The organism is Ruegeria atlantica, from assembly GCF_013032505.1.
Taxonomy (GTDB): Bacteria; Pseudomonadota; Alphaproteobacteria; order Rhodobacterales; family Rhodobacteraceae; genus Ruegeria; species Ruegeria atlantica_F.
In genome coordinates this window covers 932,731-953,182 of the sequence record NZ_WQCG01000001.1, presented here as the reverse complement: position 1 = coordinate 953,182, position 20,452 = coordinate 932,731, and the positions used below count along the sequence as shown (strand labels likewise).

General features: G+C 57.9%; 18 protein-coding genes and 1 pseudogene. 10 read left to right on the top strand and 9 right to left on the bottom strand.

Going from position 1 to position 20,452, the window contains the following annotated elements; all coding sequences use genetic code 11:
• The first annotated feature begins 3 nt into the window (after positions 1-3).
• Both GOW92_RS04615 and GOW92_RS04610 read left to right on the top strand, forming a co-directional pair.
• Positions 4-747, top strand: coding sequence for a ribonuclease activity regulator RraA (locus GOW92_RS04615; protein WP_170558395.1), 744 nt, complete (start codon positions 4-6; stop codon positions 745-747).
• A gap of 79 nt (positions 748-826) precedes the next feature.
• Positions 827-1,531, top strand: a pseudogene (locus tag GOW92_RS04610) (IS6 family transposase).
• Positions 1,532-1,674: 143 nt separating this feature from the next.
• On the opposite strand, the gene GOW92_RS04605 reads toward GOW92_RS04610, so the two are convergent.
• A complete protein-coding gene (locus GOW92_RS04605; RefSeq protein WP_170558393.1) occupies positions 1,675-3,312 on the bottom strand; it encodes a GMC family oxidoreductase in 1,638 nt (545 codons plus the stop codon).
• 10 nt (positions 3,313-3,322) lie between these two features.
• A complete protein-coding gene (locus GOW92_RS04600; RefSeq protein ID WP_254452896.1) occupies positions 3,323-4,423 on the bottom strand; it encodes a LacI family DNA-binding transcriptional regulator in 1,101 nt (366 codons plus the stop codon).
• A 166-nt stretch (positions 4,424-4,589) separates the two neighbouring features.
• On the opposite strand from GOW92_RS04600, the gene GOW92_RS04595 reads away from it, so the two are divergent.
• From GOW92_RS04595 to GOW92_RS04560, 8 genes are all read left to right on the top strand, one after another.
• Positions 4,590-6,056: an aldehyde dehydrogenase family protein gene (locus tag GOW92_RS04595; protein ID WP_217356499.1), complete on the top strand. Its 1,467-nt coding sequence runs from the start codon at positions 4,590-4,592 to the stop codon at positions 6,054-6,056.
• Positions 6,057-6,110: 54 nt separating this feature from the next.
• Positions 6,111-7,085 carry an ABC transporter substrate-binding protein gene (locus tag GOW92_RS04590; RefSeq protein ID WP_170558391.1) on the top strand — a complete coding sequence of 325 codons (975 nt, stop codon included), beginning with the start codon at positions 6,111-6,113 and terminating at the stop codon, positions 7,083-7,085.
• A gap of 67 nt (positions 7,086-7,152) precedes the next feature.
• Complete coding sequence (locus tag GOW92_RS04585; RefSeq protein ID WP_254452895.1) at positions 7,153-8,688, top strand: sugar ABC transporter ATP-binding protein; 1,536 nt, start codon at positions 7,153-7,155, stop codon at positions 8,686-8,688.
• Complete coding sequence (locus tag GOW92_RS04580) at positions 8,673-9,650, top strand: ABC transporter permease (protein WP_170558389.1); 978 nt, start codon at positions 8,673-8,675, stop codon at positions 9,648-9,650. Before GOW92_RS04585 ends, GOW92_RS04580 begins: the two co-directional genes overlap by 16 nt.
• 3 nt (positions 9,651-9,653) lie before the next feature.
• Positions 9,654-10,649: an ABC transporter permease gene (locus GOW92_RS04575; RefSeq protein ID WP_170403549.1), complete on the top strand. Its 996-nt coding sequence runs from the start codon at positions 9,654-9,656 to the stop codon at positions 10,647-10,649.
• A complete protein-coding gene (locus GOW92_RS04570) occupies positions 10,649-11,746 on the top strand; it encodes a mandelate racemase/muconate lactonizing enzyme family protein (RefSeq protein ID WP_170558387.1) in 1,098 nt (365 codons plus the stop codon). The genes GOW92_RS04575 and GOW92_RS04570 overlap by 1 nt, the downstream gene beginning before the upstream one ends.
• Positions 11,746-12,786 carry a zinc-dependent alcohol dehydrogenase gene (locus GOW92_RS04565; RefSeq protein WP_170558385.1) on the top strand — a complete coding sequence of 347 codons (1,041 nt, stop codon included), beginning with the start codon at positions 11,746-11,748 and terminating at the stop codon, positions 12,784-12,786. Before GOW92_RS04570 ends, GOW92_RS04565 begins: the two co-directional genes overlap by 1 nt.
• Positions 12,783-13,553, top strand: a complete 771-nt coding sequence (locus GOW92_RS04560; protein ID WP_058277403.1) for an SDR family oxidoreductase — start codon at positions 12,783-12,785, stop codon at positions 13,551-13,553. The genes GOW92_RS04565 and GOW92_RS04560 overlap by 4 nt, the downstream gene beginning before the upstream one ends.
• Before the next feature lie 30 nt (positions 13,554-13,583).
• Here the strand turns inward: GOW92_RS04560 and GOW92_RS04555 are convergent, their stop codons facing one another.
• The 7 genes from GOW92_RS04555 to GOW92_RS04525 all read right to left on the bottom strand — a co-directional run bounded on the left by GOW92_RS04555 (position 13,584) and on the right by GOW92_RS04525 (position 20,346).
• Positions 13,584-14,003: a secondary thiamine-phosphate synthase enzyme YjbQ gene (locus GOW92_RS04555; RefSeq protein WP_170558383.1), complete on the bottom strand. Its 420-nt coding sequence runs from the start codon at positions 14,001-14,003 to the stop codon at positions 13,584-13,586.
• A gap of 112 nt (positions 14,004-14,115) precedes the next feature.
• Entirely contained in the window at positions 14,116-14,979 is an 864-nt protein-coding gene (locus GOW92_RS04550) for a sugar phosphate isomerase/epimerase family protein (RefSeq protein ID WP_170558381.1), read from the bottom strand.
• Between the two features lie 11 nt (positions 14,980-14,990).
• Positions 14,991-15,881: an NAD(P)-dependent oxidoreductase gene (locus GOW92_RS04545; RefSeq protein WP_170558379.1), complete on the bottom strand. Its 891-nt coding sequence runs from the start codon at positions 15,879-15,881 to the stop codon at positions 14,991-14,993.
• A gap of 223 nt (positions 15,882-16,104) precedes the next feature.
• Positions 16,105-17,286, bottom strand: a complete 1,182-nt coding sequence (gene uxuA, locus GOW92_RS04540) for a mannonate dehydratase (RefSeq protein WP_058277440.1) — start codon at positions 17,284-17,286, stop codon at positions 16,105-16,107.
• Entirely contained in the window at positions 17,283-18,335 is a 1,053-nt protein-coding gene (locus tag GOW92_RS04535) for a Gfo/Idh/MocA family protein (RefSeq protein WP_170558377.1), read from the bottom strand. Before GOW92_RS04535 ends, uxuA begins: the two co-directional genes overlap by 4 nt.
• Positions 18,332-19,333, bottom strand: a complete 1,002-nt coding sequence (locus GOW92_RS04530; RefSeq protein ID WP_170558375.1) for a Gfo/Idh/MocA family protein — start codon at positions 19,331-19,333, stop codon at positions 18,332-18,334. The genes GOW92_RS04535 and GOW92_RS04530 overlap by 4 nt, the downstream gene beginning before the upstream one ends.
• Positions 19,330-20,346 (bottom strand): Gfo/Idh/MocA family protein, encoded by a 1,017-nt coding sequence (locus tag GOW92_RS04525; protein WP_170558373.1) that lies wholly within the window; start codon positions 20,344-20,346, stop codon positions 19,330-19,332. Before GOW92_RS04525 ends, GOW92_RS04530 begins: the two co-directional genes overlap by 4 nt.
• Between the last annotated feature and the right edge of the window lie 106 nt (positions 20,347-20,452).

Below are 20,452 nucleotides of genomic sequence, written 5' to 3'. Positions count from 1 at the left end.
TCCATGCCGAACCCTCAGCCTGCCGAAACGATCAAACTGCGTCCGGATACGCTTGATCGCTTGTCGAAGGTCAGCACAGCGACTGTGGCCACGCTGCTCTTCAAACGCGGTTATCAAAACGCCTATGTTCAAGGTGTTGCTCCTTTGGGCCACCGCAAGCCGTCGCTTGTTGGGCCTGCCTTTACGCTGCGCTATATTCCTACGCGGCCTGATACAGACCCGATCGAGGCGTTTCGTGAGCCAGATCACCCGCAGCGTGTGGCCGTGGAAACATGTCCTGAATGCGCGGTATTGGTCATGGATTGTCGGCAGGATGCCTCGGCGGCCTCGGCAGGTTCGATCCTTTTGACGCGACTGGAAATGCGCGGAGCAGCGGGCGTTGTCACGGATGGTGGCATTCGCGACGCCGACGGTGCCGCAGCACTTGAGATGCCAGTCTTTGCTGCGAAACCGTCTGCCCCAACCAACCTTACGAAACATCATGCAGTTGATATAGGTTTGCCAATCGGGTGTGGCGGCGTGGCGGTCTATCCCGGCGACATCGTTCTGGGTGACAGCGACGGTGTCATGATTATCCCACGTCACCTCGCCGATGACATTGCGATCGAGGCAGGCCCAATGGAGCTGTTCGAACGCTTCGTTCTGGAAGAAGTCCGAAAAAACACCCCCGTAATTGGACTTTATCCTGCAACCGACCCAGACGTTCTTGAACGATTTGAGGTCTGGCGCGCTAGGCTCTCTGACTGATGTCTGAATCGCTGCAATGCAGGTTTTGTCAGAAGAACTTGGCTTGAGGCGGGCAAGGGGGCATTCATAGCCTTTGTGGATGGAAAGACGATCACCATTTAAATGCTTCAAAACCAGTCCCGAGATCATCCGCTTTGCGGTGATGCTGTACATCCTTTCCCGCTCTCGCTTCGGAATGTCGAAGATCTGGTGCGCGAGCGAGGCATCGACGTGAGCCACGAAACTGTTCGATTTTGGTGGCACAGGTTTGGCCCGATGTTTGCTGCTGATATAAGGCGGAAGCGTGTTCAGCTGCTGCGCGCGTTCTCCAAATGGAAGTGGCACGTTGACGAAGTTTTCGTGAAGGTAAATGGCAAGCGGCATTATATTTGGCGGGCCGTTTATCAGGAAGGCGAGGTACTGGAAGCTGTTGTCACCAAGCGCCAAAACAATGCTGCAGCATTGAAATTACTTGAGAAATTGATGAAGCGACACGGCAAAGCGGAATCCATCGTCACGGATCGCTTTGCCTCATACAGAGCCGCTCTCAGAGAACTGGGCGCGCTTGAAAAACAACAGACGGGCAGGTGGCTCAACAACCGCGTCGAGAATTCGCACCTGTCGTTTCGACGACGCGAACGCGTAATGCAGCGGTTCATACGGGTGCGAAGCTTACAGACATTCGCCTCCGTCCATTCCTCCGTCTACAACCACTTTAACAAGGAGCGATCTCACCAGCAGAGATACATTCAAGCTGACCCGCGCCGCCGGCCTTAGCGAGTGGCGTCAACTTTGTTCCGGATAGGTTCGCGGTTTCCGCGGCAAACTGAGGCTAGTTCGAATTAGTCGGAAAACATCTAGGGAAATCCGTTTTCGGTCGGTCGGGCAGGGCGACGCCATATTCTGCGTTAGAAATCGGATCAATGACTGGCGACGCCGCAGCTCAGGTTACGAATTGCGTATCTCGCGGGCTGATCCGATGCCGAGGATCAGGTCGGCGCATCGTTCGCCCAGCATCATGGCAGGTGCGTTTGTGTTGCCGGCGTTGATGTCGGGCACGGCTGACATGTCGCACACCCGCAAGCTCTCAATTCCGCGCACGCGCATCCTGGCGTCCAGCACGGCCATTCCGTCGCCGTCCCGGCCCATTTTGGCAGTGCCCGCCGGGTGATAGTTGGTTTTTACGAATCGCTTACAATGTGCTCGTAGCGTCTGGTCGTCGTCCGCTGTAGGAATGACGATTTCGCGAACCCTTTGAGCAAGCGGGCCCGACGTGAATGCCCGGCGAAAGAACCGCTGCCCCCGGATCATCTCTTGCATGTCGTCTTCATGCTTCAGAAGGTTGGGCGAGACCACTGGCATGGTGTGAGGATCGGCCGAGCGAAGCCGGACCTCTCCGCGTGATTTCGGTTTGACCACGACGGTCGTAACGGTCAGGCCAAAGTCATCCTGCACCTCGTCCAGAGCGTCGCGATCCAGATAAACAATTGGCACGCAAAAGGCTTGGATGGTCGGTTCTCCATCAGGAATCGACGGATTGACAAACGCGCCGGCTTCGACTCCGGCGGAAGTCACCGGTCCGCTGCCGAACAGTTTGAACTGGATGCCGTTGCGAAGCATCCGCCAGCCCTCCCCTTGTTTGAAGTATCCGTAGGGACCGTTGGCAAAGGCGGTAATTGGAACTTCGGGGTGGTCAATCAGGTTCTGGCCAACCCCCGGCAATGGGCAGATCACGGGAATACAGTGATCGGCAAGATGTGCATCAGGTCCGATGCCTGATAGCATTAGGATTTTTGGCGTCACCAGAGCGCCCGCCGCAACGACAACTTCACCATCGCACCGGACCGTGTGGGCTCCGCGTTTGTCTCGATACTGCACGCCGACGGCCTTATCGTTTTCGATGATGACTTTGCTGGCCGTTGCGCCAAGCCGGATGGTCAAGTTCGGGTTCGTCTCGAGAGGGGCGAGAAAAGCATAAGCCGACGAACTGCGCTTACCGGCGCGATTGGTGAACTGATAGAACCCGACACCGCGCTGCGTTGCGCCGTTGAAGTCCGTGTTGAATGGTTCGCCAAGGGCCTGCACCGACTGAACGAACCAACGTGACATGTCGTCGATATGCCCCGGATCCGAGACCTGCACCGGACCGTTGCTGCCATGCAGGTCATTGTGAAGCCTGTTGTTGTCTTCCATCCTGCGGAAGTAGGGCAGCACATCGTCCCATCCCCAGCCGACTCTGTCGTTGGTCTGTCGGAGCAGGTTTTCCCACGCGTCATAATCAGAAGGGCGGCCACGCATATAGACCTGGGCATTCACAGACGACCCGCCACCCAGCACGTTGGCCTGCGGAATGTCATGCACGCGACCGTCCAGGTGGTCCTGCGGTTCGGTCTGGTGGTAGGTCATGAACTTGGACCCGTTGATCATCTTGAAGATACCCGGCGGCATGTCCAGCAACGGATGGCGGTGCGAATGCCCGGCCTCCAGAACCAGAACCCTGCACTTGCCCCGGTTGACCAGTCGCGCTGCAGCGGCTGCGCCGGCAGAGCCGCCGCCGATGACGATATGATCGAAGGTTTCCGTCACGAGTTCGCCTTCAGGCCCGGCGTTTGGGTTCGCTGATCGAGTCGCGCTCCACCAGTTCGCATTCAAGCTTCACGAGAGGGTGTCGCTGACCATCCGTCGGACCGTGGAACAACTGTTCGATGACCCAGCGTCCCATCGCCCTAGTTGGAAGGATCATCGAGGTCAGGGGTGGCGACAGGTGTCGCGCGGTTTCGTCATCGTCGAATCCGATGACCGAGATGTCTTCGGGGATGGATAGGCCAAGTTCCTTGAGCGCCTCATAGCAGCCGATTGCCATTCGGTCATTCTGACAGAAAATGGCGGTTGGCGGAGAGGGCAGGTCCATCAATTCGCGCGTGGCAGCATAGCCTGCGCTGGGCAGCCAGTTGCCCTCGATGACCAAATCCTCGTCAAATGGGATGTCGGCGGAAGCAAGGGCGTTTCTGTACCCGGTCGTTCGCCCTGCGGCGCATTCCATGAACGGCTCGCCGGTGATGGTGGCGATTCGTTTGTGCCCCGCCTTGATCAGGGCGTTGGTCGCCGTATGTCCAGCGGCGACTTCGCCGGGGATCACCGCAGGAAAAGAGAGGTCGTCGCAAAAGCAGTTCAGCAGCAGAACCGGGGTTGCGGTCTGCCTGAGGATTTCCGGAACGACCACCCGCCGGGTGAAAACGGTTGCGTAAATGATGCCCGCAACCTGTTGGTCGAGGAAACACCTAAGCGTTCTGGGTTCGACCTCGGGGTCGTTTTGGGTTTCTGCCAGCAATACAAGATTTCCCGTGTCCCGAACGGCCTGTTTCACGCCATTAAACGCGTTTACCATTTCGGGGCTCGACGCCAGATCGTCCACGACAAAAGCGATGGTGCCGTCTAACGCCGAGGGCCGCGGCGCGCTGTTCTGGGGTTTCCTGAGTTGAGAGGGCATGGCGTATCCAAGCGTGTTGGCGGCGTCCAGGACTCTTTGCTTTGTGTCCTCGGAGATTTTGACGGAATCGTTCTTGTTTAGAACTAGCGACACTGTCGTCTGTGAGCACCCGGCGACGCGTGCAATATCATGCATCGTTATGCGCTGCCGGCCCGCGACTCGTCCCACGCCCCTGTGCTGCCCGGCCTTGTTCGCTTGATCGTTCATCGCTCAACCTTTTTGTTCGCTTCCTTTTTATCGACTATACGGAGGACGCGCAACTAATATTAGTGCATAGTAATTAATATTAGTGTTGACGAAATAATATTATTAGTGTTTTGATCGATGGTGGGGTCGCCAATGTGGTCTGACCGAGTAAGCGCGGGAGGCGAAATTGCGGTCTGTAGTGGGGGAGTTGGGTCAGGTGGTTCGGCATTCGATGTTCATCGATGGCCGCTTTACCGACTCTGACGCGGACACGGTTGGTGTCGAGAACCCTGCAAATGAAGAGATCGTTGCGCAAGTTCCAGATGGCGGTGCCGCTCATGCGGATGCGGCCGTCGAGGCGGCCCATCGTGCTTTTGGCTCGTGGTCCTCGCGCCCGGCGATCGAGCGGGCGCAAATGGTTCAGCGGTTGGCCGAAGCCATCCGGATTGACGCCGGGCGTCTGGCCGCTCTGATCACGGTCGAGCAGGGCAAACCGATCACGCAGGCCCGAAGTGAAGTTGATGCCGCTGTTACCTTTCTTTGCCATGCGGCTGAAGAGGCCCGGAGGATTTCGGGTGACATAGTGGCATCGGACAACAAGTCCGAGGAAATCCAGATCCGGCGTCATCCTTATGGCGTTGTTGTTGCGTTGACGGCTTGGAACTATCCGCTGGCATTGGCCGCCAGGAAAGTCGGGCCTGCGCTGGTCGCGGGCAACACTGTTGTTCTGTTGGGACACGAAATCACGCCGCTGTCCGGTCTCGCGATCGCCGAGCTTGCCGAAAAGGTCGCGTTTCCGCCCGGTGTTCTGAATGTTCTGACAGGCAAGGGGCCGGTGGTAGGGCAGCGGTTGGTCGAGCACCCCGATACCTCACTGATCACAATGACCGGCAGCACACGAGCCGGTAAAGAGATTTTTCGCGCCGCGGCCGACCGGATCAAGGTTGTCCGGCTCGAGCTTGGCGGCAAGGCGCCGTTCATCGTGATGGAGGATGCGGATATTGACGCTGCTGTTTCGGCCGCCATTGCCGCCCGGTTTGCCAATTGCGGCCAGATTTGCACCTGCAACGAGCGTATGTATCTGCATCGCGGTATTGCGGATCAGTTCTTGGAAAAATTCGTGACAGCAGCCCGCGCATTGTCGATCGGAGATCCGATGGAGGACTGCGACCTGGGGCCCAAAGTCAGCAAGGTCGAAATGACCAAGGTCGCCGAAATCATCCAGCGCAGCATCGCCGAAGGTGCCACGGTCCATCTGGAAGGCGGGCCTTTGACGGACGGCGCGCACCGCGAAGGGCACTGGATGTCCCCAACGGTTCTCGAGGTCTCCGACAACGGCAATGCCGCGATGCAGGAGGAGGTCTTTGGACCCGTGGCGACAGCCATGCGAGTCGATGATTTTGATCAGGCGATAAGTTTTGCGAATGACACGTCATTCGGGCTGTCCGCCTATCTCTTTACGGCATCGCACCGGCGATTGATGGAGGCCCCGAGCCGTTTGAAGTTCGGCGAATTGTACCTGAACCGCTCCAATGGTGAGGCCGTACAGGGATTTCACACCGGTTGGGGTTTGTCCGGGGTTGGGGGCGAAGACGGCGCGTATGGCTTCGATGGCTATCTGAGGAAACAGACGACTTACATGAATTGGGCATGACCTAAAACTCGCGGTCAAAACGGAGGCGACCGCACCAATGGAGGAGGAATAACAATGAAACGCAGAACTCTTTTGATCTCGACGGTTGTCGCGGGTGCGCTGTTGGGCACGACTGCGATAGCGCAGGATCTGCCACCGCTTGAGCAGAAGGATCGCTACAAGGTCGGCTTTGCGCAGATGGAGTCGAACAATCCGTGGCGCATTGCCGAGACAAAATCGTTCCATGACACGGCCGAGGCCTGCGGCTGGGACCTTATCGCGACGGATGCAGCCGGATCTGCAGCAAAGCAGGTTGCGGATGTGGACAGCATGATCGCCCAAGGCATCGACGTTCTGTTCCTGCCCCCGCGGGAAGAAAAGCCGTTGATCCCAGCCGTTATGAAGGCCCGTGCCGCGGGAATCCCGACCTTTTTGGTGGACCGCTCGGTTGATCCGGCCGTTGCCAAGCCGGGCGAGCATTTTGTGGCGTTCCTTGGGTCGGATTTCATTGATCAGGGCAACCGTGCCGCACAGTGGCTGATGGAGAATTTCGACGGCGACAATGGCGTCATCGTCCAGTTGGAAGGCACGACTGGTTCTTCACCTGCAAATGACCGCAAAAAAGGTTTCGACGACGCGATTGCAACGGATGACCGCTTTGAGATCGTGGCTTCTCAGACCGGTGACTTTGCGCGCGACCTGGGTCGTCAGGTGATGGAAACCCTGCTGCAGGCGCACCCCGATGTGAACGTGGTCTACGCCCACAATGACGAGATGGCAATCGGTGCGATCCAGGCTCTGGAACTGGCCGGCCGCAAGCCTGGCGAGGACGTGACCATCGTTTCGATCGACGGGACACGCGATGCACTTCAGGCTATTATCGATGGCAAGATGGGGGTGACGGTGGAAAGCTCACCCTTCTTCGGCCCTCTGGCTTGTGAAGTCATGAATAAATACGCGGCTGGCGAGGCGATCCCGGAATGGGTGAAAGTCGAAGATCGCATCTTTACCAAGGACAATGCGGCCGATCACATCGACGAAGCCTATTGATTCTCCCTGGTGGGTGGTGCTGGCCTGTGGTCGGCGCCACCTGCAAGCAATCGGAGGAAGACATCTCATGAATGCGCTCGTCTCGATGTCGGGAATTGAAAAGTCCTTTGCCGGCGTGCCGGCACTTAGCCAGGCCAACCTAGAAATCGCGCCCGGCGAGGTTCATGCGCTGATCGGTCAGAACGGTGCGGGCAAATCGACGATGATCAAGGTTCTGACCGGAGTTTACGATCGGGATGCCGGCGACGTTCATCTGGCGGGTGTGCCAAGCCGCATTTCCACTCCGCGCGAAGCGCAGGAATCCGGAATTGCCACCATCTATCAAGAGCTCAACCTGGTGCCGCTGCGGTCAGTGACTGAAAACATCATCATGGGGTACGAGCCCAAACGTCTCGGCTTTCTGGTCGACTGGCGCGAGGGCAACAGGCGCGCACGCGAGGTTCTTACGCGCTTTGGCATAGATATCGACGTGACCGAGCCGCTAGGAAATTTCTCGACAGCGATCCAGCAGTTGGTTGCGATTGCGCGGGCTGTTTCGCTGGATGCGAAACTTGTCATCATGGACGAACCCACGTCGTCGCTGGATGCCAGCGAAGTCGAGGTGCTGTTCGGTGTTGTGCGCGAGTTGAAGAAACAGGGCGTGTCTGTTCTTTATGTTTCGCATTTCCTCGATGAGCTGTTCCAAATATGCGATCGAGTCACAACGATGCGAGATGGGCGCACCGTCAGCACGCGTAACGTCCAGGATACGACCAAACTGGAAATGATCGCGGACATGCTGGGCCGCAACAAGGATGAGATCGCGGCAGACGGTTTGACGGACTTCGCAGGTGCCAAGGCCAAGAAAGGCGATATCGTTTTGCGGGCGGACTCTGTTTCAACAGGCCCGCGGCTGACGCATTTCGACCTCACTCTCCACCGCGGGGAAATCGTTGGGCTGGGCGGATTGCTGGGCTCAGGCCGGACCGAGGCGGCGCGCGCTTTGTTCGGAGTGGACGGGAAACGCAGCGGCGCAATCGAGTTGCATGGCGTGGTCGGGCAACCGTCCGGACCGGGTGACGCGATCGTAAACGGCGTCGGCTTCCTGACCGAAGATCGCAAGGCCGAAGGGATCATTCCAGACATGTCCGTGCGCGAGAACATGACGCTGGCCCTGCTGCCGAAACTGGCCAGTCGTGGTCAAATCGACTTTGCCCGCGAGCGCGAGATTGTTCAGGCCTTTATCGACGATCTGGGCATCAAGGCGGCGCATATGGACCAACCCATTCGAGAATTGTCCGGCGGCAACCAGCAGAAGGTGCTGCTTGCCCGTTGGCTGGCGACGCAGCCCGACATCCTGATACTCGACGAGCCGACCCGAGGCGTGGATGTTGGCGCCAAGCGAGAGATCCAATCGTTCATTCGGTCTTATGTCGAGAAGGGGTTTGGCGTCGTTCTCATCAGTTCGGAATTCGAAGAACTGGTGGAAGGCGCCGATCGCATCGTGGTCATGCACGAGGGACGCTCGGTCAAGGAACTGACCAACCCCGGGGTCACCGAGAACATACTGGTGCGCGCGCTTGCGCATCATGAAGAAGGAACTGGTTCATGGAACGCGCAATGAAGTTGCCGCAACGGGTCGCATCAATGCCCTTCCGCTTTCACGGCGGCATCGCCGCGTTAGTCGCCCTGCTGGTGTTCAACGCGTTTTTCACACCTAATTTCCTGCAACTGCAAACCCTGTTCGTAAATATCAGCCAGGTCGCTACGATCGCCATCGTGGCCATGGGGATGACGCTGGTAATCGCCACGGGTGGGATCGATCTGTCGGTTGGGGCGGTCATGGCGCTGGCGGGGGCGCTTGCTCCGTTGATCTTTCTGTCGGATCTGGGCTCTGCCAATCCGATGCTAGGCGTCACTTTGGCCATTGTCCTGCCGCTGTTCATTGCGGGGCTATGCGGGGTATTCAACGGCGTGATGGTTGCCTTGTTGAACGTGCAGCCCATCGTTGCGACGCTCATTCTCTTCATCTCTGGTCGCGGTATTGCCCAAGTCCTGACGAACGGGAACTTGCAGACGTTTTCAAACCCTTCATTCAGTTATCTTGGAACTGGTAAAGTGCTTGGATTGCCGTTCCAGGGCTGGCTGGCGCTGGCCATTGCCTGTGTGCTGTTTTGGGTGATCACCAGAACCACATGGGGCCGTTACTTGCTGGCCATAGGGGGCAATGAACGCGCGGCCTATCTGTCGGGTGGTCCCGTCCGACGGGTCAAGATCGGGGCCTATGTCATCTGCGCGGTGCTTGCGGGCCTAGCCGGTTTGATCGTGGTTGCAATCAACTCGGCCTCGGACGCCGCGCGCAACGGCAATCTGATGGAGCTTGATGCCATCGCGGCCGCGGTTGTTGGTGGGGCTCTTTTGCAAGGCGGGCGAGCGCCGATCTTTGGTGCCATACTGGGTGCCGTCATCATCCAATTGGTCAAATATACATTGTTGGCCAACGGGGTAGAGGACGAAGTTGCACTGATCGCCAAGGCCGTCATCATTATCCTGGCCGTTTGGGTCCAGCAGTTTCGGAGGGCTTAATCGATGTTGGATGAAACGGCTTTTGACCTGCGAAAATACCTTCGGCGTAATTCGGCCTCGGTGACGGTTTGGATCGCACTGCTGGCTTTGATTCTGTTCGGGCTGATGCGCTATGACAACTTTGGCAGCGCCTACAATTTCTCGTCTTTCCTGAATTACAACGCGATGTTCATCGCGATTGCGCTGGGCATGTGTTTTGTGATCATGACCGGCGGGATTGATCTGTCGGTCGGATCAGTGGCGGCCTTTACCTCGGTTGTTGCGGCCTATCTCAGCCCGTATGGGATTCAGGTTGCCTTGCCGGGGGCCGTTCTTGCCGGGGTTGGTTTCGGGGCGATCAACGCCTTTTGCATAATCATCCTTCGGATCCCGCCCTTCATCGCCACGCTGGCCACCATGCTGGCCGCAAAAGGCGGCGCATTGGTGATTTCGGGCGCCCAGACAATTTCGGTCGATTGGGGGTCGAACTTCACCAAGCTTGGCATGGGGCAGGCGTTTGGCCTGTTTCCATGGGCAATCGTCATCGTGGCCGGACTGACTCTGGCACTTTGGCTGGTGCTGGAAAGAACCACCATCGGGCGGACCGTCTTGGCGATCGGTGGCAGCGAGGATGCCTCGAACCTCATGGGCCTGAAGGTCAATCGCGCCAAGGCTTTTGTCTACCTGCTGTCGGGTGGCTGTGCGGGGCTGGCCGGAGTCTTTCTGGCCTCGGGTTTTGGAGCTGGGCAACCCCTTGAAGGCATCGGATGGGAATTGTCAGCTATCGCTTCCGTGGTTGTAGGCGGCACTTTGTTGACGGGTGGGATGGGATCGATCCCTGCGACGGTCGCCGGCGCGTTGTTGCTGGGGCTGGTTTTCAACGTTCTAAACTTTGAAAACGGTCAGGGCACCATCAGTTTCAGTGCCTATTGGCAAATGGTCATACGTGGAGGCTTTCTATTTGCGGTCATCCTTTTACAGTCTCGGGTTATTGCCAGGCAGCAGAAGGTCTTGGGTTAATGAATCGCATAGAAAGTGTATCAGCGCGGCTGTTCAACGTTCCGCTCGCAGAGGTCCTGGTCGACGCCAAACATGGGGATCACACGTTTTTTCAATTGATCACGGTCACCATTCAAACCTCGGATGGGGTCGAGGGGGTCGGGTATACCTATACCGGGGGCAAGGGTGGTCACGCCATTCTGGCGATGATCAAGCATGACCTGTCACCGTTCCTTGTTGGACAAGACGCCGAACAGATCGAAAGCCTGTACGATGCCATGCAGTGGCACGTGCACTACGTCGCACGGGGCGGGATCGCCTCGTTTGCCATCTCGGCCGTGGATATTGCACTGTGGGATATTCGCGGCAGAACGCAGAATGCGCCATTGTGGCAGATGGCCGGTGGAGCGTCGAAAAGGTGCAAGGCCTATGCCGGCGGGATCGACCTGAATTTCTCGTTGGAGAAACTGCTGCGTCAGACCGAAGGGTACCTTGCGCGTGGGTTCAACGCAGTCAAGATCAAGGTCGGTCAACCAGACCTGGCCGACGATCTTGCACGTGCCCGGGCGGTGCGCGAGATGCTGGGGCCGGACCGGTTCTTCATGGTCGATGCGAATTACTCTATGAGTGTCGAACAGGCCATCGTCGCTGCCAGAGGGTTCGCCGACTGCGATATCCTGTGGTTCGAGGAACCGACAATTCCAGACGACTACAAAGGTTATGGCCGAATTGTCGAAGCGACGGGCGTTCCCCTTGCCATGGGTGAAAACTTGCACACCATACACGAATTTGAATACGCCTTTGATGACGCGAAACTGAGTTTTATCCAGCCCGATGCCTCAAACTGCGGTGGAATCACCGGCTGGCTGCGCGTGGCCGCGCTAAGCGAACAACACGGCATTCCGGTTTGCAGTCATGGGATGCAGGAACTGCACGTCAGCCTTGTTTCTGCGCAACCCAACGCAGGGTGGCTGGAAGTACACTCATTTCCGATAGACCAGTACACGACCCGTCCGCTGGTTGTGGAAGACTGTCTGGCCGTAGCCCCGGATACCCCGGGAACCGGAGTGGAGTTCGACTGGGAAAAATTGAATGCGGAACACAAGGAGATGCAATAATGACGACCCAGACGATCTCTGCGGCATACTACAGGGGCGATAAGAGCTTTGCTGTAGAGCAAGCCCAAGCGACTGCTCCGGGCCCAGGCGAGGTTGCCGTTCGCGTTGCCTATTGCGGGATTTGCGGGACGGATATGCACGTCTACCACGGCAACATGGATGCCCGCGTCGGCCTGAACCGGGTGATTGGGCATGAGATGTCAGGTGTCGTCGAAGCGGTGGGCGAGGGCGTCGATACGGTCGAACCCGGCCAGAAGGTCGTTGTCCGACCGCTTGATCACTGCGGAGAATGCCCAGCTTGCAAGCGGGGGCATCAGCATATCTGTCAGAATCTCAAGTTTCTCGGCCTCGACACCGATGGCGCGATGCAAGAGATCTGGACTGTTCCGGCCCACACGTTGCACGTTCTGCCGGATGACTTGCGCATGGATCACGCGGCGCTGATCGAGCCGGTTGCCGTTGCCTGCCACGATGTGCGGCTGTCTGACCTGCAACCTGGAGAGGACGTTGTCGTTATCGGCGGCGGCCCGATTGGCATCCTGGTTGCCATGGTTGCGCGGGACGCGGGTGGAAATGTCGTAATTTCCGAAGTGAATCCGAACCGTCTTGCGATAGCTGAAAAACTTGGCTTTGACACGATCAACCCAACCGAAACCGACCTAGTGTCCACAATCAATGCGCGCACGGGCGACAAAGGGGCAGATGTGGTTTTCGAGGTGTCAGGAACGCAGCCCGGTGTCGATGCAATGACCGCCGTTGCCGCGACTCGGGCCCGGATCGTAATGGTCGCGATTCATGCTCAAAAACCTCAGATAGACCTGTTCCAGTTCTTCTGGCGAGAGCTGCAACTGATCGGTGCTCGGGTCTATGAGCCAGAGGATTACGAGAAAGCCATTGCAGTTGTCGCCTCGGGCGGAGTGGACGCGGATGTTGTGATCACGGACGTCAGCCCACTGGCAGACATCCAGGCCGCGTTCGAAGCACTGGATCGCAGCCCAACCGCAATGAAAAGCCTGATCGAAGTAGGACCGCGTTCATGAGTGTTTTGCAAAGTTTCGACCTGACGGGAAAGACGGCCCTTGTGACCGGGTGCAAACGCGGTATCGGGCGCGGTATGGCCGAAGCATTGGCATCGGCCGGAGCCAATATCATCGGAGTGTCCGCCTCGCTCGAGCTGTCTGGCTCGGATGTCGAAAAAGCCGTGACGGCGATGGGACGCAATTTCCGGGCCTACCAATGCGACTTCTCGGATCGCGCCGCGCTGCATGGGTTCATTGATCAGTTGAGGGCCGACGGACAAATCCCTGATATACTTGTCAACAATGCCGGCACGATCAAACGCAAACCCGCCGCCGAACACCCGGACGACTGGTGGGACGAAGTGATGGAGGTGAACCTGTCCTCGCAGTTCGTTCTGTCACGCGAGATCGGCAAGGACATGCTGGCGCGCGGCTCGGGGAAGATCATCTTCACTGCATCGCTGCTGACATTTCAGGGCGGCATCACCGTTCCGGGCTATGCGGCCTCGAAAGGCGGGATTGGACAGCTGACCAAAGCCTTGGCCAACGAATGGGCCGGGCAGGGCGTGAACGTGAATGCGATCGCGCCTGGCTACATCGCGACCGACAACACCCAAGCCCTGCGGGATGATCCGGTCCGGTCGAAGTCGATCCTGGAACGAACACCCCAAGGCCGTTGGGGTACGCCCGTTGATTTTGCCGGACCGGTGGTCTTTCTGGCCTCTGCTGCGTCGGACTTCGTCAACGGTGAAATCCTTGTAGTCGACGGGGGCTGGATGGGGCGTTAGCACTGCCAACGCTCCATGTCATCCAAGGCATCACGTCCCGATGTAGTGCACCATCAATCGGCGTGCATTGGGTGCTTCCCGATGTTCGAACAGGTACAGGCTTTGTACGCGACCCAGCGGAAGCTGCCCCTGTTCGACCGGGATCGATACCTGAGTTTGCGTCAACAGCGCCCGCAGATGCGATGGAGCGTTGTCGTCCTCGGTCGGGCGGTGGTGATACTTGCCTGGTGACTTGGGTACGAGTTTCTCGAAGAACGTCTCGATATCCTTGAGCACTTCGGGATCGGCATTGGCCTGCACCAACAGCGCGGCACCGGTGTGGGCACACCAAAGGGTCAGCAAGCCCGAGACAAATTCGTGTTCGAACACCGCACGCTGAACGATCCCGCTGATGTCGATGAGGGATTTGCCCGGCGTTTCAATTGACAGGTCAAAAAACTGTTGTTTCATCCAGCAGGCCCTTTCCTTGATTTCACGCGAACGCGCCCGGCTTTCTACATCTCACTTGGCATTCAGCAATGGGGGTCAAACTTTTGATTTTGAACGCATATTGACTGCATTTTTATGCAAACAGGCTTTTAAACTGGTCCACACACAGACGAAAACCATCTTCGAAGTTCCCGTTGCCGGGTTGATAAACGCTTTCGAAAGAAATGACGCCATCATAGCCGTCGGATCTGAGCGCGTCCGCGATGGGTTGGAACAAAGGCGCAAGCTGACCTTCCCCCATGCGGCGCACTTCCAGCGTTGCCCGCGGCGTGTCGACCTTTACGTCCTTGATGTGAATGTGACCCAGGTAGCCGCCGCGCAGTTCTTCATAACCGTCTGGGTATGCCAGTTCATGGCACCAGCAGTTGTTTCCGGGGTCCCACAGCACTTTCAAAGAGTCTTTTGCGTCTAACTCGTCAATCAGCTTGCGGGCTGTATAGTTGGAATTGACCAGCGTGCCGTTTCCGGTTTCCACGACAAGCGTCACGCCCTCAGCTCTTGCCAGTTCAACCGCCGGCGCGATCAGCGGCGGCATCGAGTCCCATACCCCATGCGCCACGTTCCACTTCTCGGCGCCGTTTTTTCCCCAGAGTATCTGCTCTTTTCGTTGCGTCATGATCCGAACCAGCGGAGACGCAACAACATGCGCCATGTCGATCACACGTTTCAAGGCGTCCATATGCCGAGTGTGCAGGTCGTCGCCGGGCCTGTTGGCAGCTGTCATCCCCGCAAAGATATGGCGCGACAGACACGACACAGGCTTGCCCCGGTCGCGCAAAAGCGCGTCGATCTCGGCAATTTCCTGCGGGGAATGGTCTCCGACCTCTGAATCGCCAACGAATTGAAGCTCTGCATAGTCCAGACCGAATTCGTCCATTACGTCCACGGCATGCCGCAGATTGCGGGAAATGCCGTCGCAAATTACACCTAATTTCATGTCCCGTCCCCTCAGCGATGCAATTCTGCGCCAACGATCTCTTCGATGACGCGAGTACACACCCAGTTGTCGCCATTCGGGTACTTGGTTTTTCCGGCGTGAAAGATCTGCATTGCGGATGACGCTGTGTGCATGGGAACGCCCAATGCACCGGCCAGTGCTAGAGAGATCGTCAGGTCCTTATGCATGGTTGCGATATGACTACCGGTGGCTTCGAACTTGCGATCAATGATGTTTCCAAGGGCGGTATTCACGACGCCGCACCCCGCGCTGGATGAGGAGAATACATCAAGCAATGCCTGACCGCTGACACCGGCTTTGGCCGCCAGGGCCGCAGCCTCGAATGTGGCGGAAAAGATCGATCCGATAAGGGATTGCAGGCAGGCTTTCACGGTTTGCCCGTCGCCGGCGTTTTCTCCAACCCGATGAATGGTTGCCGACACTGCCTGCATGACTTCGGCATTTTGGTCCAGCACATCCGAAGCGCCGGCAGCCATCATCGTCAATGTGCCGGTCTGCGCGCCGGGAAATCCACCCGAGACCGGAGTGTCGATCAGGTGGATGCCTGCGCCCTCCATGTCTTGCCCGATAGCGCTTGCTTCGGCCGGGGTAATGGTCGCCGACAGGATGACAGTTCCGCCTTTGGCCATGTTCGCAACCAAGCCATTTTCACCCAGAATGACATCGCGGGCCTGATCTCCGTTCATCACCATGACAAACACAGCGGCGGCGTGACGGCCGACCTGTCCCACGCTGTCCTTGGCCAAGCCGCCCATGTCGGTAAATGCCTTCATGCGCGTCTCGCTCAGGTCGAAACCTGATGTTTCAAAGCCATTCTTGATCAGGTTCTTGGCAAGGCCGCTGCCCATGTCGCCAAGACCGATTACGCCTGCAGTTTTCATAAATAATCCTCCCGTTTTCCGCCATTTCCGTATGGCAGACGTTTCGAAAAATGATGCCCAATCGCATCGGTTTTCGCGGGAGTTTCACGCGTCTTGAACAGACGTCGGGCGAGTCCGGAAGACACCCCGCTGCCCGTATACGTAATGTAAGTAAACGAAGAATGCGGCGCGCAGGCAAGCAAAGAAGTGTTGCGGGTGGAAAGAAACTGTCTGATCCGACGCGTTAGGAAAACGCCGCCATGATGCCGCGCAGTTCCGCCAGCCCGCGCATTCGTCCGATCAGCGGATAACCGGGAGTACTGTGTCCGCCCAGATCGCTCAGCAGTTCTTGTCCGTGGTCAGGCCGCATCGGAATTTGCCAGTCGCCACGCCCTTGGGATTTGCGGCGGCGCTGTTCGTTCATCAACTCGCGAATGGTGCCGACCATGTCGGTGTCGCCCTCCAGATGCGGGGCCTCAAAGAAGTCTGGCTTCTGGCTGTATGACCCCGCGATGCGTCTGGTGTTCCGCAAGTGAACAAAGTGAATCCGGCCGCCATGTCTACGCACGAAGTCCGGCCCATCGAATTCGGGGGACACTCCCAGCGAGCCGGTACACAACGTTGCGCCGTTCGCCTGCAAATCAACCGCATTCAGAACGGCGCCGTAGTCATCGGTGCTGGACATGACCCGCGGCAGACCGAGCAACGAGAACGGCGGATCATCCGGATGACAGCACAAGCGTAGATCTAGTTCTTGGGCCTCTGGGGCGACCTCGGAAAGGAAGTCTATGAGGTTTGCGCGAAGCTGGTCACGGCCTATGTGCGCATATGTCCGCAACAAAGAGCGTACGTCCTGCACGCTCCACTGATCGTTGGCGCCGGGCAGCCCCGCAGTGACATTGTGCTGCAACTGGGCTTTGGATTCATCCGACATGCGCAAGAAACGATCCTTGGCCGTTTGCTGGACGTCGCTGGAATAGTCTTCCGACGCACCTGGACGTTCGAGAATATATATGTCGAATGCAGCAAAATCGGTCAGGTCGAACAGCATGGCCGTTCCGCCATGCGGCTGCGGGGCGCGAAGGGCGGTGCGTGTCCAATCCAGGATTGGCATGAAGTTGTAGCAAACGACTTTGACTCCACGGGCGGACAGGGCTCTGAGGCTGGACTTGTAAGCCTGGAGATGTTCGGCCATGTCTGTGGATTGCGTCTTGATCGCCTCGGAGACGGGCAGGCTTTCGACAACGTCCCAACTGTACCCGTCAGCGGTCAGAACGGCCTGCCGGTCGGCGATGCTCTGTTCGTCCCAGGGCTGTCCCGGTGGGATGTGATGCAGCGCGGTGACAATGCCCTGAACCCCGACTTGATGGAGATCGACCAGGGCGATCGGATCTTCGGGTCCGAACCAACGCCAGCATTGTTTCATGGCAGCCATCCTTCATACAGAGGGTGATCGGGCTCGATGGGAAGGGCAACACGCTGCCCGGTGCGTGCCGCGTGATAAATCGCCGTCACAAGGCCGATGGACGCAGCACCGTCCTGCAGTGTAACGACTGAATTTGCCTCGGACCGTAGCGCCTTGCCGACTTGGGTAAAGAACCCTTCGAAACCTGTTGGCTCCATAGCGGAGGCGGCAAGAGCGTCGTCGATAGTGGCTTGATCCAACGGGTCCCGCGCGACGAATGTCCAAGGCATTTGACCCGGGGCATAGGGTTCCGTGCCAGAGGTGGCGGTCACTTTTTCAAAGACGAACCGCAGGCGGGTTTCGTCCTTAGCGGCGCCTAGTGTGATGTTGCTTGTGCACAAAGCTCCAGAAGTCATGCCAAAGCAGATCGCAGCGCAGTCTTCCGTCTCGATCGGGTTAACTCGCGTTGTGGCCATTGCGGACACCCAGGCGATATCACCCGCAATATGAGTCAGCAGATCATGGTTGTGGATGGCATGGCCCAGCACTGCGCCGCCGCGTTCACCGGCCCATGTTCCCCGCCACGGCACCGCGTAATAGTCTGCCCCCCGGGACCAATGAGTTTCAAGCGCGGCAGTTTGGACCGCTCCGGTGAGGCCCGAACGTTGCAACTGGCGCAATTGGGCCAGTGACGGGCCCCACCGGTATTGAAAGACCGGAAACACATGCTTGCCCGTGCTGCGGGCGGTTTCCGTGATCCGATCTACATCCTGCATAGAGGTCGCAAGGGGCTTTTCGCATACAACGTGTTTTCCTGCGGCCAGTGCCGCAAGGGTGGTCGGTACATGCAGATGGGGTGGCAGGCAGATGTCGATGACATCAATCGCCGGATCATCCAGAGCGTCTTGAATGTTGGTCAGTGCTTGAAAATCCGAGTTTTGTCGAATCTGCTCGATCCGGTCCGTATTCTGGTCGACGACGGCGGCTACGCGGAAGGTGCGGTCAAGCCGTTCCAGTGCGCTCAGATGTTGCGCACCGATACCTGCGCCAAGGATCGCAACGTTGATCATCTTCGTTCCGCCATTTCCTGTGCACGCAGCGCCAGTTCCATGACCGTAAAGCAGTGGGTCTGCGCCATTGCGGTTTCGGTCCGGTTACGGACGTCATCGGCGAGGCGCGAAAAGTAGGGAAGGTCGGCGTTGGTTGCGTCGATCTTTTGGCAGGTTTCACCATTGACGAGGATCAGATGGTCTGTTCCCGAGGCACCACCCACATCGACGTATTTCCGCAACTCGATATAGCCTTCGGTGCCTAGGATCGTCAGGCGACCATCCCCCCAGTTTGGCAAGGCATCCGGAGTGAACCAGTCAACCCGGATGTACCCGGTGCCATTCTCGCTTCGAAGATTGAGCTCTCCGAAATCCTGCAATCCGGGATCATTGGGGTTTGCGTAGTTCGCTACATAGGCGTTTGTGATTTCTGCGGTTTTCGAACCTGTGTAGTGCAAGAACTGATCGATCTGATGCGAGGCTATATCGGTCAGAATGCCGCCATAGCGGTCACGCTGAAAAAACCATTCCGGCCGGGTTGCCCGGTTCAATCGGTGCGGGCCAAGTCCGACCGTCTGGATCACGCGCCCGATGGCACCGGCCTCGATCAACTCGGTCGCCCGGGTGCTGACCGGCGTTTCAAACCTTTCGGAAAAATCCACCGACCAGATTCGACTGGTGTCCGCAACCGCCCGTTTGATCTGGTCGAGTTGCTCGAACGACGTGCAGCCCGGCTTGTCGCTCATGACATCCATACCGTTCTGCATGGCACGGATCGTCAACGCGGCCCTATCTGCCGGAATTGCGGAAATCAGCGCCAAATCCGCCCCGCAGGCTAAAGCGTCTTCCAGTCGGGCCAGTCGTGGAATATCGGGAAACCTTTTGACGTAGCCCGCCAGCGTTTCGGGTTCGCCTTGTGTCCAATAGCCAACGCAGTCCACGCCGATTTTGCGCATGTTTTCCGTCATGCCATAGATATGGCGGTGGTCCAGGCCAAGGGCGACGCAGGTTAGGCTCATGAGATGACTCGTGTTTTCTGGCCGGTTCGATTGGCGATCTGCATCGCGTCTATGACGGCGTGGGTCAAAAGGGCACTGCGTCCGGTGGCCATGGGTCGCGTTCCACCGGCGAGTGCGTTGGCAAAATCCTCTATGACCGCCTGGTGCCATTCATGGGTGAACGCCATGGGATCGGCCCCGCCGCCTGTGGCGGACGTTTCGCCAACCGTGGATTTCTGACTGTCGAAAGTGGTCAAGGTCAGAACACCTGATTCCAGATGCGCTTTGGCGTGCGTGCCCTGGATCGTGATAGATTCAGCGGCCCCGGGATATACGGCGGTGGTTGCCATCAACGTTCCCACCGCGCCGTTATCCATTTCAAAGATTGCACCTGCCCAATCCTCGGCCTCGAGATCGTGCAACGGAGTTTTTCTCATCATGGCTTGAATGTCCGAGATCGGCCCCAGCAGCCACATCGCGAGGTCAAGCGTGTGGATTGCCTGCGAAATCATGACACCGCCTCCGTCGCGTGCATAAGTGCCGCGACCTAGCTCGTCATAGTAGCTCTGATTGCGCCACCAGGGGACACGGATTTCCACCGTGGCGATCGCGCCCAACTCACCCTGTACAATGGCTGATTTCAGCGCCTGCGAGGCGGTGCGAGCGCGGTGCTGAAAAACGATGCCCAGCAGCACGCCAGACACCTCGCACTGCTCGACTATGGCTGTCGCGGCGCCCAGCGTTCTTTCGATAGGCTTTTCCATTAGGATCGGTTTCGAAGCGGTCGAAAGAACCCGCACCAACTCTGTGCGCTGATCAGGCGGGGTTGCGATGATCGCAAAGTCGACGTTTGAGTCGTTTGCGATTTCCTCAACCGAGCTGAACGCGCGGGTGTCGTTTCGCTGCGCGAACTCAGCTGCTTTTTCAGGATTGCGCCCTAGGACGCCAGCAAGATTGAGACCTCGCTCCGATGCCTGAATGGCAGCAACATGCGTTCCCGAAACCATCCCCAAACCAATCAGCGCAATATTCATTCATTCCCCCGGATCACCCGGTCAGTCTGCGGGTTCGAACGGGAAAGATGCAACCATTAAAAACTGTGTTAACAATTGCGGGCAGCAGTATCGGAGGCAGAATTGA

What these genes read in the sequence shown, in the direction of transcription:
- GOW92_RS04575 (WP_170403549.1), top strand. Translation starts at nt 9,654, where the DNA reads ATGTTGGATGAAACGGCTTTTGACCTGCGAAAATACCTTCGGCGTAAT.
- GOW92_RS04580 (WP_170558389.1), top strand. Translation starts at nt 8,673, where the DNA reads ATGGAACGCGCAATGAAGTTGCCGCAACGGGTCGCATCAATGCCCTTC.
- GOW92_RS04590 (WP_170558391.1), top strand. Translation starts at nt 6,111, where the DNA reads ATGAAACGCAGAACTCTTTTGATCTCGACGGTTGTCGCGGGTGCGCTG.
- GOW92_RS04530 (WP_170558375.1), bottom strand. Translation starts at nt 19,333, where the DNA reads ATGAGCCTAACCTGCGTCGCCCTTGGCCTGGACCACCGCCATATCTAT.
- GOW92_RS04560 (WP_058277403.1), top strand. Translation starts at nt 12,783, where the DNA reads ATGAGTGTTTTGCAAAGTTTCGACCTGACGGGAAAGACGGCCCTTGTG.
- GOW92_RS04535 (WP_170558377.1), bottom strand. Translation starts at nt 18,335, where the DNA reads ATGATCAACGTTGCGATCCTTGGCGCAGGTATCGGTGCGCAACATCTG.
- GOW92_RS04585 (WP_254452895.1), top strand. Translation starts at nt 7,153, where the DNA reads ATGAATGCGCTCGTCTCGATGTCGGGAATTGAAAAGTCCTTTGCCGGC.
- GOW92_RS04525 (WP_170558373.1), bottom strand. Translation starts at nt 20,346, where the DNA reads ATGAATATTGCGCTGATTGGTTTGGGGATGGTTTCGGGAACGCATGTT.
- GOW92_RS04565 (WP_170558385.1), top strand. Translation starts at nt 11,746, where the DNA reads ATGACGACCCAGACGATCTCTGCGGCATACTACAGGGGCGATAAGAGC.
- GOW92_RS04550 (WP_170558381.1), bottom strand. Translation starts at nt 14,979, where the DNA reads ATGAAATTAGGTGTAATTTGCGACGGCATTTCCCGCAATCTGCGGCAT.
- GOW92_RS04600 (WP_254452896.1), bottom strand. Translation starts at nt 4,423, where the DNA reads ATGAACGATCAAGCGAACAAGGCCGGGCAGCACAGGGGCGTGGGACGA.
- uxuA (WP_058277440.1), bottom strand. Translation starts at nt 17,286, where the DNA reads ATGAAACAATGCTGGCGTTGGTTCGGACCCGAAGATCCGATCGCCCTG.
- GOW92_RS04545 (WP_170558379.1), bottom strand. Translation starts at nt 15,881, where the DNA reads ATGAAAACTGCAGGCGTAATCGGTCTTGGCGACATGGGCAGCGGCCTT.
- GOW92_RS04570 (WP_170558387.1), top strand. Translation starts at nt 10,649, where the DNA reads ATGAATCGCATAGAAAGTGTATCAGCGCGGCTGTTCAACGTTCCGCTC.
- GOW92_RS04555 (WP_170558383.1), bottom strand. Translation starts at nt 14,003, where the DNA reads ATGAAACAACAGTTTTTTGACCTGTCAATTGAAACGCCGGGCAAATCC.
- GOW92_RS04615 (WP_170558395.1), top strand. Translation starts at nt 4, where the DNA reads ATGCCGAACCCTCAGCCTGCCGAAACGATCAAACTGCGTCCGGATACG.